General features: G+C 67.9%; 12 protein-coding genes. 6 read left to right on the top strand and 6 right to left on the bottom strand.

All coding sequences use genetic code 11. The features are described 5' to 3' along the window. The first annotated feature begins 48 nt into the window (after window positions 1-48). Entirely contained in the window at window positions 49-1,008 is a 960-nt protein-coding gene (locus tag DQW50_RS11625; protein WP_112079442.1) for a malate dehydrogenase, read from the top strand. Here DQW50_RS11625 and DQW50_RS11630 read toward each other — a convergent pair. Together DQW50_RS11630 and DQW50_RS11635 are read right to left on the bottom strand one after the other, a co-directional pair. Further along, window positions 1,002-2,174, bottom strand: a complete 1,173-nt coding sequence (locus tag DQW50_RS11630) for an MFS transporter (protein WP_112079443.1) — start codon at window positions 2,172-2,174, stop codon at window positions 1,002-1,004. The genes DQW50_RS11625 and DQW50_RS11630 overlap by 7 nt on opposite strands. 90 nt (window positions 2,175-2,264) lie before the next feature. Continuing rightward, window positions 2,265-2,696: a universal stress protein gene (locus DQW50_RS11635; protein ID WP_112079444.1), complete on the bottom strand. Its 432-nt coding sequence runs from the start codon at window positions 2,694-2,696 to the stop codon at window positions 2,265-2,267. Window positions 2,697-2,906: 210 nt separating this feature from the next. Between DQW50_RS11635 and DQW50_RS18855 the strand changes: the two genes are divergently transcribed. After that, window positions 2,907-3,680 (top strand): redoxin domain-containing protein, encoded by a 774-nt coding sequence (locus DQW50_RS18855; protein ID WP_112079476.1) that lies wholly within the window; start codon window positions 2,907-2,909, stop codon window positions 3,678-3,680. A 79-nt stretch (window positions 3,681-3,759) separates the two neighbouring features. On the opposite strand, the gene DQW50_RS11645 is transcribed toward DQW50_RS18855, so the two are convergent. Then, entirely contained in the window at window positions 3,760-4,563 is an 804-nt protein-coding gene (locus DQW50_RS11645; protein ID WP_112079445.1) for an HpcH/HpaI aldolase/citrate lyase family protein, read from the bottom strand. 290 nt (window positions 4,564-4,853) lie between these two features. Between DQW50_RS11645 and DQW50_RS11650 the strand changes: the two genes are divergently transcribed. Both DQW50_RS11650 and DQW50_RS11655 read left to right on the top strand, forming a co-directional pair. After that, window positions 4,854-5,090, top strand: a complete 237-nt coding sequence (locus DQW50_RS11650; RefSeq protein ID WP_112079446.1) for a hypothetical protein — start codon at window positions 4,854-4,856, stop codon at window positions 5,088-5,090. Between the two features lie 186 nt (window positions 5,091-5,276). After that, window positions 5,277-6,377 (top strand): TAXI family TRAP transporter solute-binding subunit, encoded by a 1,101-nt coding sequence (locus DQW50_RS11655; protein ID WP_157964863.1) that lies wholly within the window; start codon window positions 5,277-5,279, stop codon window positions 6,375-6,377. Between the two features lie 647 nt (window positions 6,378-7,024). Here the strand turns inward: DQW50_RS11655 and DQW50_RS11660 are convergent. Beyond that, the gene (locus DQW50_RS11660; RefSeq protein WP_241964406.1) at window positions 7,025-9,022 is read right to left on the bottom strand and encodes a TRAP transporter fused permease subunit; all 1,998 of its coding nucleotides are present in this window, start codon (window positions 9,020-9,022) and stop codon (window positions 7,025-7,027) included. Window positions 9,023-9,159: 137 nt separating this feature from the next. Between DQW50_RS11660 and DQW50_RS11665 the strand changes: the two genes are divergently transcribed. Next, window positions 9,160-10,248: a 3-hydroxyacyl-CoA dehydrogenase family protein gene (locus DQW50_RS11665; RefSeq protein WP_112079448.1), complete on the top strand. Its 1,089-nt coding sequence runs from the start codon at window positions 9,160-9,162 to the stop codon at window positions 10,246-10,248. Window positions 10,249-10,297: 49 nt separating this feature from the next. Here DQW50_RS11665 and DQW50_RS11670 read toward each other — a convergent pair whose 3' ends face one another. Continuing rightward, window positions 10,298-11,077, bottom strand: a complete 780-nt coding sequence (locus DQW50_RS11670; protein ID WP_112079449.1) for an SDR family NAD(P)-dependent oxidoreductase — start codon at window positions 11,075-11,077, stop codon at window positions 10,298-10,300. Window positions 11,078-11,157: 80 nt separating this feature from the next. Here DQW50_RS11670 and DQW50_RS11675 point away from each other — a divergent pair, with 80 nt between their 5' ends. Then, the gene (locus tag DQW50_RS11675; protein ID WP_112079450.1) at window positions 11,158-12,105 is read left to right on the top strand and encodes a D-2-hydroxyacid dehydrogenase; all 948 of its coding nucleotides are present in this window, start codon (window positions 11,158-11,160) and stop codon (window positions 12,103-12,105) included. A 92-nt stretch (window positions 12,106-12,197) separates the two neighbouring features. Here DQW50_RS11675 and DQW50_RS11680 read toward each other — a convergent pair whose 3' ends face one another. Beyond that, window positions 12,198-13,559, bottom strand: a complete 1,362-nt coding sequence (locus DQW50_RS11680; RefSeq protein ID WP_112079451.1) for a DUF362 domain-containing protein — start codon at window positions 13,557-13,559, stop codon at window positions 12,198-12,200. Window positions 13,560-13,583: the final 24 nt, after the last annotated feature.

The raw sequence follows: 13,583 nt of genomic DNA on the forward strand, positions 1-13,583 counted from the left end.
ATCGCCGGGCCGTTGTTTTAAGAGACCGAGCGCCGATCCCGTAGACGCATGGAAGTCGCTTTCATCGGAGGTGCGGGAACCGTCGGTGCGACCGCCGCGTACACGCTCGCAGTCGAACGACCGTCCGTCGACGTCACGCTCGTCGACGTCGCGGAGGACGCCGCGGAGGGACACGGCATCGGTATCCGCCACGCGCGGACGCTCGGGTCGCTCCCGGCGTTCGGCGACGCGACCGATCTCGGCAGCGTGTCGGCGAAGCCGTCCTCGACGGCGGGGCTCGCGACCGCGGACGTCGCCGTCGTGACCGCGAGCGTGCCACGGCCGTCGTCGTCGGCGAGACGCGGCGGCCGCCTCGAGTTCCTCGACCGTAACCTCGAGCTCGCTGAATCGATCGCGGCGACGTTACGCGAACGGGAGCCGCTTCCCGTCATCGTCGCCACCAACCCCATGGACCGCATCACCCAACGGATCTGGCGCGAGACCGGCTGGGACCGCGACTGGTTCCTGGGGTACTCGCTCTCGGAGACCGCCCGGACCGCGGACCGGATCGCGAGCATCCGCGACGTGCCCGCGGATGACGTCTACTGTCCCGTCGGCGGGGAGCACGGTGAGAACGTGGTGCCCTTCTTCTCTCGGCTGACCGTCGACGGCGAGCCGACGACGCTGACCGAGGCGGAGAAACGCGACGTGCGCGAGTACGTCCGCGACGTCCCGTACGACGTCATCCAGCTCCGCGGGGCCGGGGAGACCTCGCGCTGGGTGACCGGCCAGGGTGTCGTCCGCCTCGTTTGTGCCGTCCTCGACGACGGGCTCGACGACGCCGACCACCCGATAGCCGCCTCGGTCCCGCTCGACGGCGAGTACGGGATCGAGGGGGCGTGCCTGAGCGTCCCTGTCGAGATCGGGCGCTCCGGGGTTCGTCGCGTCATCGAGTGGGATCTCCCCGAGGAGGAGCGCGAGGGGCTCCGCGCGGCGGCCGACTCCGTCACGTCGGACCCCGGTCAGTAGCCCAGATCCAGCGCGTAGTTCACGACCACCGCGGCCAGGATGACCGCCAGCAACGACGCGAGCACGAGGAACGCGGCGGCCCACCCGAGGGTGTCGGCGAGGAACCCGGTGATCACCGAGCCGAGCGCGCTGACCACCAGGTAGACGGTCCGCACGAGGCCGAAGCCGACCCCCTGTTCGCGCTCTGACAGCTCGTCCATGAACCGCGGTTCGACGGTCACGGCCATGCCGAGCCCGACGCCGACGAGGACGAGGGCGGTCACGATACCGAACAGTCCGGGGCCGACGACGAAAAGCGCCATGCCGGCGACGCTCGTAGCGAGGCTGACGGCGACGCCGACGTCCCGTGGATACCGGTCCGAGACCGCGCCGAGCCCGGGTTTCGCGGCCGCCTGGACGACGAAGTACGAGGAGAAGACGATCCCGGCGGACGTGGAGGACAGCCCGCGGTAGTCGATGAGGAACGTCGGCAGGAACGAGGCCGTCCCCTGCCAGACGAACGCCCCGGCGGACGCGATGACGGCCGTGAACACGATCGGCGGGCGCGAGAGCAGTTCGACCACGGGGCCGGCCCGGAAACGGTCGCGCATCGGCTCGTCCGGACGCTGGGGTTCGGTCGGCTTCACCTGCCACGCGAACAGCACGAAGACGGGGAGGGTGACTGCCGTTCCGATCGCGACGGCGGGCCGCCAGCCGTATCGCGTCCCGATCCACGCCGCGACGACCGGCGCGATCAACCCTCCGGCGGGCGCGCCGATCGTGTGGATACCGATCGCGGTGCCGATGTTGTCGTACGTCCGCGACAGTAGCGTCGTCGCGGTGCTGTAGTGGAGCCCCGCGAACGCGCCGAGGAGGACCACGCTGCCGACGAAGACGACGTACACCGGTGAGACCGCGACGAGGAAGCTCATCACGCCCGTTCCGCCGATGGCGAGCAGGATGATCCGGCGCTCCCCGAAACGGTCCCCGAGGATCCCGCTGGGGAACTGCGACAGGGCGTACGACGTCCACATGCCGGTGAGCGCGAGGCCGATGACGGTGTTCGAGATGGCGAAACTCTCGGTGATCTGCGGGACCACGGGACTGATCGCCAGCCGGCCGACCATCGTCGCGAAGAACGCGAAGGTACAGAGCGTCAGGACGGTGTGCCTGTATCGCCAGGCCATGTTACGTGGAACTCGTCCGCGGACGCTCCGGGCCGACCGTCGGCCGGTCCACGCGGTCGGCGTCGGGATGTGACCGCATCGACGATGAGGTCAGTCGGTTTGGACGTACATCACGGGGCGGTCGATCTCCAACAGCACCGACTGTGCGACGCTCCCGAACATCGCTTTGCCGACCGGACTCCGCTTCCGCCCGCCGATGACGACGAGGTCGGCGTCCATCTCGCCGGCCTCGGCGAGGATCTCGTCGGTCGTGTCGCCGTGGCGTCGGACCGTGCTCACGGAGACGCCCGCCTCCGCGAGGTGTTCGCGTACGATGCCGACGGTCTCGGGGAAGTCGTCGGCGTCGTACACGTCGTCCGAATCGACCGTGCCGCTCTCGGGACCGGTCACGTTGAACTCCTCGAAGACGTTGAGGAGCGTGACCTCGACGTCCGAGTCGGCGGCCGGAAGGGACGTCACCGCCTCCGCGATCCGTTCCGGCGCTTCCATCTCCGTGTCGACAGCGACCAAGACACGATACATATCCGTGTTTCCACCGTACGTCTACTTTAATCTGTGTGTCGCGGTCGCCGGACGGGTGCGTCGCCGTCGCCGGACGGGTGCGTCGCCGTCGCCGGACGGATGCGTCGCCGTCACCTGTCGGGTTTTTGTTCCCGCCGCCCCAACGGTCGTGGGATGCCAACGCCACCGATGCCCGACGGCGGACGACCCGGGGGGGAGACCCCCCGACCGATGACGCTGTATAGACTCCACGGCTGTCCGTTCTGTGAGCGGATCGTTCGATGGCTCGACAATCACGACATCGAGTACCGGTCGACGTTCGTGGCGGGCGAGCACAGCCGTCGCGACGAGGTCAAGCGGATCGCGGGGACGCGGGCGGTCCCGCTGCTCGTCGACCCCGCGACCGGCGTCACGATGCCGGAGAGCGGGAACATCCTCGAGTACCTCGTCCGAACCTACGGCGAGGAGGGCGACACCGCGGCGTTCGGCGAGCTCGCGGTCATGGAGTTCGACGACTCGGACCACCCGACCGTCGGGGAGACGGCACCGGCGTTCACCCGGCCGCTCGTCACCGACGAGTCGTGGTCGAACGTTCCCCTGTCGGAGCTCGCGACCGGCGCAGGGTCGGTGCTCCTGGTGTTTTACCCCTTGAACTGGGGCGGGAAGTCGATGTACTGGTGGAAGGAGATCCAGCGCCGGGGGTGGGGCGGTGACGACCTGACGGTCGCCGGGGTCGGGATCGGCCAGCCGTTCGACCACCAGCGGTTCATCGAACGGCGGGACCTCCAGTATCCCCTGTACGCCGACCCGGGCAACGGAGTCGCCGAGGCGTACGACCTCGTTCACGAACTCGACGGGATGGAAGGGATCGCGGAGCCGCGACCCGCGACGTTCCTTCTCGGGGAGGATCGAACGATCGAGCACGTCTGGGTCGCCGACGAGTGGCCCGAGACGCCGCCGTACGACGAGATCGAGGCCCAGCTCCCGGACGGCTCGGCCGAGTAGCGCGCGGTCTCCCGGCGTCCGACCGGCGATTCCGTCTCCCGGCGTCCGACGGGGCGGTTCCGTCCCGGACAGCGCGGGGTCACTCCTCCGTCGTCGACTTCCCCGTCTTCGCTTCTCCCGTCGCCTCGTCGTATATCGAGAGGGCGCGCTCGTTCCGTTCCAGCAGGTAACTGGTGTCCTTCCCGAGGATCTGGAAGTCGAACCCCTGCTCGACCCGCTCGGGTGCGTCGTCCGGGTCGACGGTGAGCGTCCCGACGGGGATCCCGGCGGCGTGTGCCGCGTCGACGATGCGGTCCATCGCCTCGAGGAACCGCTCGTTCTCCCACTGTCCGAACACGTCCAGCGCGCCGGAGAGGTCCGCGGGGCCGGCGAACAGCGCGTCTATGCCGTCCACGTCGGCTATCTCCTCGACGTTCTCGAGACCCTCCACCGTCTCGATCTGGGCGATCGTCACGAACGTCTCCCCCGCGTTCTCGACGTACGACCGGAAGTCGGCCCCGTAGTCGGACGCGCGCCCGGACGCGATCCCCCGTTTCCCCTCGGGCGGGTATCGAAGGGACTCCACCAGCGACTCGGCCTGCTCGGCGGTGTCGATCATCGGCACCATCACGCCCGAGACCCCGACGTCGAGGACGCGTTTGAGGTACACCGGGTCGTTCCAGGGGACGCGGATCACGGTTCCGCTCTCGCCGGGGGCCGCCTCGACGGCCCGGTGCATGTCCTCGACCGTCTCGAGGGTCGTCGTCGTGTGTTCGGTGTCGATCAGGACGAAGTCGAACGCGTTCGCCGCGCTCACCTCCGCGACGGTCGGGCTCCCGATCGAGACCCACGTCGCCGAGAGGAACGACTGCTCTTCGAACGCCGTCTTCAGGTTCTGGCTCATCTGTCCACCACCGAACGGACGTCGGTCGGCTCCCGGAGGGATCCTCCGAGTGGTCTCCGTGGCGAAACCGGGCCGGCGTGGATCCGTGAGATCGCTTTCTGTGTGTACATCGCTTCAGTACCGGATCCGCCGAAACGCGTATATATCTTTGTGGTCGTCGGATCGGATCTGCTCTCCCTCCACACGGATCGCTTTCCCTCCGTGTGGACCGGTCGGCGGAGGGCGGTCGACCCTCCATCTCGCGGGGATCGACACGAACGTTTATGATACGGAAGGGAATAACTCGAGGTATGGGAACGGACGCAAGCGGCGATACGGCGAGTCCCTCCGAGGAGGATCCGGGTGGGATCGCGGGGGCGTTGGCTCGAACGAGCGAGAGGATCCGGGAACTGACCGACGCGGTGAAACCGGAGGACCCGGACCGCGTCGGACGGGTCGTGAAGTTCCTTCTCAGCGTGCTCTTCACCGCGATGTTCGTCTACTGGATCCTCGCGTACCAGTTCGACGTCGTCTGGTTCGAGTTCTGAGCAGGTCGGCGGGCGACGCCGGGACCGGTACGGAGGTGGTCTCGGAAACCGCCCGAACGGAGTACGAGGAATTCACATAACAGGGGTTCCCACATCTTTATTATACCCCGAACGATAATGATAGATGGGATGCCAGACGAATTACCATCCAGACGGCGGTTCCTCGAAGGTACAGTGGGGGCAGGTATGATCGGATTAGCCGGATGCGCCGGCGGTGGCGGCGACGACGGGAGCGGCGACGATGGAAGCGGAGACGACGGGAGCGGCGACGATGGAAGCGGAGACGACGGGAGCGGAGACGACGGAAGCGGCGACGACGGGAGCGACGACGACGGGAGCGGAGACGACGTCGTCAACATGCGCGTCGGGTCCTCCACGCAGGGGTCGACGGTCTTCCAGACCTCCCAGGCGATCCAGCGCGTGCTCCGGAACGAGTCGGACATCGTCCGCTGGGACACGCAGGCGAGCGGTGGTGACCCCGCCAGCATCCGCATCTACAACGACGGCGGGCTGGACGCGTACGGGCTCACCAACTTCACCCAGAAGCAGGCGATGAACTCGGAGGGCCCGTTCGAGGGCGAAGACCTCGAAGCCCCCTATCAGGGGTTCACCTACTTCGTCCGCGACGACTTCTTCTATGCGGTCGACGGCTCCGGCATCGAGACCACCGACGACATGCTCGGGGAGCCGTTCCACATGCTCCAGCCCGGCTGGGGGACCCGCGCCATGTTCGAGGAGATCATGCGGACCGGCGGCGGCGAGGACTTACTCGAGCAGCTGAAGGAGAACGTCGTCAACGTCGACGTCGGCGACGTGGCCGGCGGCGTCGAGGAGGGCAACATCACGTGTGGTATCGGGTACGGTGCCAACGAGGTGAACCTGCCGTCCTGGTTCGCCGAGGTCGACGCCCGGTCCGACGTCCACCTGGTCGAGATGTCCGATCAGTTCAAGGAAGTGTTCGAGTCCTCGCCGCTCGCGCCGTACTTCGAGAAGGACCCGTACGGGTTCGAACAGGATATCGAAGGGCCGCTCCAGGGATGGCAGTTGCTGTTCCAGTACTTCTTCGACCCCGAGCTCCCGGCCGACGCGGTGTACGACGTGCTCCAGGTCGCTCACGACCACTACGAGAGCGTTCAGGAGGGACAGCCGGCGTTCTTCCCCTACGGCGAGAACCCTGACCACTTCATCACCGCCATCGAGTCCGACTTCACCCCCGTCCACCCCGGTGCGGCGGACTTCTACGAGGACAACGACCTCTGGAACGACGACTGGACCCGCGGCGAATAGCGCGACCGTACGATAGCCGTTTTTTCGAGACGATTTTTCACGACGCCGTTCGAGGGTAGCGACGCGCTCACACTGTCGATCCGAGTGAACGGTCGTCAATACCGGACGGACGGTCGAGACACGTCTCCGGCGAGATGCGATTCGGTCGCTTCACGGAACGAGACCGTGGAAGCCGACGAGGCCGGTTGCGAGTACCTGACTCGGGCGAGCGTCGCGGGTCCGCGTGAGGATCGTGGCGGTCGTCGCGGATTGACCTCGTGATGAACGACCCAACGGCTCTGTTGGAATCCTCAGCAAGTGTGACGCTTTGACTTGCTGTGGTCAGTACAGCCGAAGGAGCGAGCGATCCAGTGTGGTGGCGCGCCGGTGAGCGGGTGCGATAGCACCCGCGAACCGCCCGCGAGGGAGTCGGCCGGTCGGAGCGAAGCGGAGGCCGGTCGACGAGGCTGGGGAGGTGTGAGGTGCGATGCTGTGTGGGGCGGGGTGGGATTCAAAGCCCCAGTCATCTCCCCCGCAACGAGGCGTCCTCGATCATCCGATCTATACTACTAGCAGTCTTTACCGAACAGCCGTTTCGGACGATACTGCGCCCGAAGAACAGGATTTCAACGGAGCCGAAACGAAGGACCGTCAGCGACCGGGACGGCTCAGAACCGGCGAGCGAGGACGGCCGGGAGCGTCGAGAGCGCCATCCCCCTGACCGCCATAACCTGCCAGGTGAAGAGCACCGCCGCGATGACGAAGCTCCCGAACCGGATGTACTCGTTCGGGGCCGCCATGATCACGACCCCGAGGACGACGAACACGAGCCTGATCCCGTAGTTGGCGGCCCGGAGGGAGAGCGCCTTCCGGTGGTAGTTCAGCCCGTGTACTATCGCCGCCGCGCCGAGCAGGAGCAGGACCGACGAGGCGATCTTGATCGCCGAGAGCCCGCCGACGATTATCTCCGGGTTGTAGATGAACGTGAACGGGAGGATGAAAAGCGGCGCGGCGATCTTGACCGATTCGATCGCGGTCCGCCAGAAGTTGGACTGGGCGATCCCGGTGGTCACGACCACGGCGATCGCGATCGGCGGGGTGATCCCCGACAGGATGGCCGCGTAGAACACGAAGAAGTGAACGGGCAGCCGGGCCAGCTCGAAGCCCTCGATCAGCGCCGGCGCGACGAGCAACGCCACGATGGTGTAGGCGGCGACGGTCGGCATCCCCATCCCGAGGATGATGCAGATCAGCATCGCCAAGAGTAGCGCGAAGATCAACACGCCGCCGGACAGCTCGATCAGCGCCAGCGCGAGCTTGCCCGGCACCCCGGTCGTCACCAGGATGTCGACGATCCCGTTTATCGCCGAGACGATGACCGCGATGGGGGCGAACATCATCGCGCCGTAGCGCATCCCCTCGAGCGTCTGTGGGATGCCGACGAGGTACGACTCGTCGCTGAACCCGAGCAGGCGCTCGAAGACCGGGAAGACGATCCCGGTACACACCATCGCGATGGAGGTGTACAGCGCCGCGGTCATCACGGTCCACTGGGCGATCCCGAGCAGGTAGATGAGGACGGCGAACGGGATCAGGAGCTTGACCGTCTCGAGCGCGAACGCGGGGAGCGACTTCCGCTCGTCGATGCCGGCGTCCGCGCTACTCGTGTCGACCCCGCTACTGATGTTCTGGTTGAGCGCCGCGTAGTGGACCGCGATCGCGACGGAGATGTAGAACACGAGCGCCGGAACGATGCCGGCGACGACGACCTGGATGTACGTGATCCCGAGGATCGACGCCATGATGAACGCCGCCGCGCCCATCACGGGCGGCATGATCTGCCCGCCCGAGGAGGCGACCGCCTCGATCCCGCCCGCGGTGGAGGGTTTCATCCCCGCCTTCTTCATCAGAGGGATCGTCACGGAGCCGGTCATCGCCGCGTTGGCGACCTGCGCGCCGTTGATCGACCCGATCGCGAGGCTCGCCACGACCGCCGACTGGGCGATCCCGGAACGGACGTACTCGGAGACCCGGAACGCGATGCGCATCACGTAATCGAAGGCCCCGTAGCCGTTCAACAGTCCCGCGTACAGGAGGAACAGTGCCACCCACGCAGCGACGATCCCGCTTATCGACCCGAAGAAGCCGTTGAAGTCCGTCACGAACACGACGAGGATGCGGGTGAGCGAGAGGCCGCCGTGGCCGATGATCCCTGGGAGGGAGGCGCCGAGCCAGGCGTAGAGCGCGCCCCCGCCGATGACCGCCAGGAACGCCATCCCGAACGCGCGGTAGATGAGGTAGAACATCGCGAACGTGAACAACAGCGACAACACGTACTCGTGATGGAACGCGATCCCGGTCCGCTGGAACAGGAGTTCCTCGAAGTTGAGTATCAGGTACACCGCGGTCGTGGAGGTCGACAGGAGCACGATCCCCAGGAGGTAGAGGTCGAGGTAGTCGCGGTCCTCGATGGAATCGATCGACTGCTCGATGACGTACATTCCGAACGCGAGCCCGAACAGCCCGACGGTGTACAGCGCCCGCGGCATCCGTTGCGTGTAGGCGTAGTATATCGCCAGCCCCCAGAGCACGAGCGAGAGCACCGTCAGGAGCTTTTCGACGGCGACTGTCGGCATGAAAGAGGAACCGGACCTGTTTTCGGCCATGCGTGAACCATCCATATTGTCCATGATAAACGTTGTGTCTGCCGGTGGTCCTGGCACCTCCCTGTGGGCATCCCCGTCGCCGTTCGTCGCGGGGAGCCGTGGCAACGGTTATCCGCACGGTCTCCCAACGGCCGACCATGTCGGACGACACCCGAACGGACGAGGTCGACGCTGACGACCACGGAGCGATCGAACGGGCGGGATCCGAGCGGGCCGACCCCGCGCGGATCGAACGGATCGCGGTCGTCGGCGCGGGCACGATGGGTCACGGGATCGCGGTGGCGCTGGCCGGCGACGGCCGGTCCGTGACGCTCTACGACGTCGACGAGGACGCGCTGGAGGCGGCGCGCGAGGCGATCGCGGACGCGGTCGCGACGCTCGCCGAACACGAGGGACACGAACTCGAGGACGCCGAGCGGGTGTTGGGGTCGATCGCGTACGACTCGACGCTCTCGACCGCGGTCGCCGACGCCGACCTCGTGATCGAGGCCGTCCCGGAGGACGAGTCGATAAAGCTGGACGTCCTCGGCCGGATCGAACGCGAGGCCCCGTCTCGCGCGGTCGTCGCGACCAACACGTCGTCGTTCTCGATCACACTGCTCGCCGACGCGCTGGACCGTCCCGAGCGGTTCCTCGGGACCCACTGGTTCCACCCGCCACACATCGTCCCGGTCGTCGAGATCGTCCGCGGGGAGGCGACCGCCGACGGGCCGGTTCGGGCCGTCCGGACGCTCCTCGAGGACGCGGGCAAGACCCCGGTCGTCGTCGAGAAGGACGTCCCGGGGTTCATCGGCAACCGCATTCAGTCGGCGATGGCGCGCGAGGCGTGGGCCCTCCTCGACGAGGGCGTCGCGAGCGCGGAGGACATCGACGCGGCCGTCAAGGGGACGTTCGGGTTCCGCCTGCCCGCCCTCGGCGTCTTCGAGAAGGGGGACCACTCCGGGCTCGACATCCACGCGAAGGTCCTCGACGAGCTGCTCGGGGAGATCAACCGGGACACGTCGCCTCCAGCCGTCCTGACGGACCTGGTCGAGGAGGGCCGGTACGGCGTCAAGACCGGTGAGGGCGTCTACGACTGGTCGGAGGTCGATATTCCGACGGCGACCGAGGACCGCGACCGACAGCTCCTCTCGTTGCTCTCGGTGTACGAGGACCGCGACCGGCCGGCGTCGCGGGCCGGACCGGACCGTGCTGCGAAGGACGACTCGGCGGACCGGGACGAGTGAGCGGCCCCCGGCGACCCGGTCGAGGCCGGACCGGAGGGCTGTTAGCTGTTTAGTAGGTCACCTTCCCGGCGCTGACGTTCAGGCTCTGGCCGGTGACCCGGTCCGCGGCCGTCGAACAGAGGTACGCGACGGTTTCGGCGACGTCCTCCGGCTGGACGAACTCGTTCCGCGGGCTCTTCGCCCGCTTCTCGTCGGCGACCGTCTCGGCGGACAGCCCCCGCGCCTCCGCCTCGTGTTCGATCACGCGGTCGATCCGGGGGCCGGCGACCGAGCCCGGACAGACCGCGTTCGCGTTGACGTCGTGTGGCCCGCCCTCGACGGCGAGCGTCCGCGTGAGCCCCAACAGGCCGCTCTTGGAGGCGGTGTACGGGCTCCGCTGTGGGACCGGTCGCTTCCCCGACGCCGACGAGATGTTGACGATGCGCCCGTACCCCCGTTCCTTCATTTTCCCCATCAGCTCCCGCGACAGGAGGAACGCCCCGCGGAGGTTGACCCCGAGCGTGGCGTCCCACTCCTCTACGGTCACGTCCTCGACGTCCTTCGTCGGGCCCGCGATGCCCGCGTTGTTGACCAACACGTCGATCGCGTCGAACTCCGCCTCGGCGGCCGTGACGGCGTCCCGCACGCTCGCCTCGTCGCTCACGTCCGTGTGAACCGACAGCGTCCGGACGCCGTGCGCTTCGAGCTCGGCCTCCGTCTCCGCCATGCCGTCGTCGTCGATGTCGGCGACGACGACGTCGAGCCCCCGCGACGCGAGCTTCGTACAGATCGCTCGCCCGATCCCCCGACCGCCGCCCGTCACCAGTGCCGTGTCTCCGTTGATCTCCATGTGACGTCGGGTACGACACCGCCCGGTATAGTTGTGCGGCAAGGCAACGCTTTAACCGCCCGGCCGAGGAGAGGGACCATATGACCACCGTTGTCGTTCGACACGACCTACCGATCGACGAGGCGCTGGAGGGGACGCGTGACGGGCTCACGGTCCGCACTGCCCACGACACCGAGGGGACCAAGGAAGCACTGGCCGACGCCGACGCGCTGGTGATCAACCCGGCGAGCTGGGACGACGTCCTCCTCGAGGCCCTCGAGGAGGGCGACTGGGTCCAGGCGACGAGCACCGGCTACGCCGCGTTCCCCGTCGAGGCGTTCCGCGAGCGCGGGATCACGTTCACGAACGCGACCGGCAACTACGGGTCGCCCGTCGCCGACCACGTGTTCGCGCTCGCGTTGGGCCTCGCGCGGGGGCTCCCGACGTTCCTCGACGAACAGCGCGAACGGAACTGGGACCGGACGAAGGGCGGCGAGCTGATCGACCTCGACGGCCGGACGATGACCGTGGTCGGGCTGGGCGACATCGGCGAGTCGGTCGCCCGCCGCGCGCTGGGGTTCGGCATGGACGTGTACGGCACGAAGCGGACGCCCGCCGAGTACGACGGCGTGCTCCCGGACAACCGCGTCCTCGAACCCGACGCGCTCGACCGGGTGATCGGCGAGACGGAGGTCCTCGCGCTCACCGTCCCGCTCACGCCGGAGACCCGGCACCTCGTCGACCGCTCGACGTTCGAGACGCTCCCCGACTCGGCGTTCCTGATCAACGTCGCGCGCGGCCCGGTCGTCGACCAGGAGGCGCTGATCGAGGCGCTGGAGACGGGGTCGATCGCCGGCGCGGGTCTCGACGTCTTCGACCCGGAACCGCTTCCCGAGTCGTCGCCGCTCTGGGAGATCGACAACGCTATACTCACGCCGCACGTCGGCGGGCGGTCGCGCGATTTCGTCGACCGGTTCGTCGACCTCTTCCTCCACAACTTCGACCGGCGACGCGACGGCGACGGCGAGTTGCGAAACCGGATCGCCTGACGGTCCGGACCGTCCGACTGCGGCGACGGTCCGACGGGACCGATCGCCCCCCCTGCGGCGTCGGCCACGGCGGTCGGCCCGACGCGAGGGTTCTAGTGTGACTCCGGCGACGACGGCGAGGGCGCAGCCAGGTCGCCGTCGTCGAGTTCGACGGGTTCGGGCTCGGAGACGACCCTGAGGTCGTCCCGGTCGCGGGCGTCCTCGATCAGCGCCTCGGACGCGTACAGCCGTTCGACGTTCATCGTGTCGGTCGCGCGGAGCAGTCGGATCTCGCCCGGCTCGCGGACGCCGACCGTCGACAGACAGGCGACGATCCCCGCCCAGTCCGTCTCGACGGTCGCCGGGATCCGGGCGTTCTCGACGCTCCCGGCGGTCACCGTGTTGATCACCGTGTCCTCGACGTCGAGGTCCGCGAGCAGGTCCCGGTGGATGAAGTCCGCCTGTCCGACGCCGGTGCCGTTGCCGTGGGAGGCGGGCGTCAGCGACCGGGTGTAGATCCGACGGATGAACGGGGTCTCCGGCGAGGGCTCGTTGAACGGGAGGATCCGCCCGGTGACGTTCGTGTCCATGCCGGAGCCGCTGACGTCCTTGCCCATGCGGTCGAACACCACCACGTCGAGGTCGTCGAAGGGGAGCTGGGGGAGCCGCTCGTAGGCGGTCTCCAACAGTTCGGCCTCGCGGTCGAGGAAGCCCGACGCGGGCACCCCCTCGATGACCGTCGTGTCGTCGCGTTCGTCCTCCACGATCGCCACGCCGCCCACGACGGGGAGCGCCTCGAGGAGTATCTCGGTGATCTCGGGGATCATGTTCCGGAAGCTCCAGTCGAGGGCCCACTCGTGGGCGGTCTTCGCGCCCCGCTGTTTCCCCATCCCGATGACGAGCATCTTCGAGAGCCCGCTCTCGACGTCGCCCGCGAACATCGTGTGGGGTTTGACCCGGTTGGCGACCAGGATGGCGTCGGCCGCGACCGCGTTGGCGTCGGCGTACACCGGGACGTCGCGGTCCGCGGTGTGTCCGACCACCTCGACGTCCATCGTCGCCCGGATCTCACAGCCCACGTTCGCCTCCGTGACCCCGTAGGAGGCCAACACCTCGCGTTGTCCCTCGGCGGTCGCGCCGCCGTGGCTCCCCATCGCGGGGAAGACGAACGGCTCGTAGCCGCGCGCTTCGACGCCCTCCACCGTCCCGCGGACGATCGCCTCGAGGTTCGCGATCCCGCGGCTCCCGGCCCCGATCGCGACCTCGCCGCCCTCCGGAACGTCCTCGAACGGGAGCTCGTCCACGGCTGCGGCCGCGCGCGACTCGATCTCGTCTTCCGGGATCGGGTCAGTCTCCCACACCTGCTCTATCACGCCGAGCGGCGGGATCTCCCGGTCCCCGCAGACGTTCCTGATCGTTTCCTCCGAGACGACCCGTCGCTCGTCGGCGGACTCGACCGTTACATCCTGTTTCATACCCTATCCTGTCCCAGCCGGGTA

This window comes from Halorubrum sp. 48-1-W (assembly GCF_003287355.1).
GTDB lineage: Archaea > Halobacteriota > Halobacteria > Halobacteriales > Haloferacaceae > Halorubrum.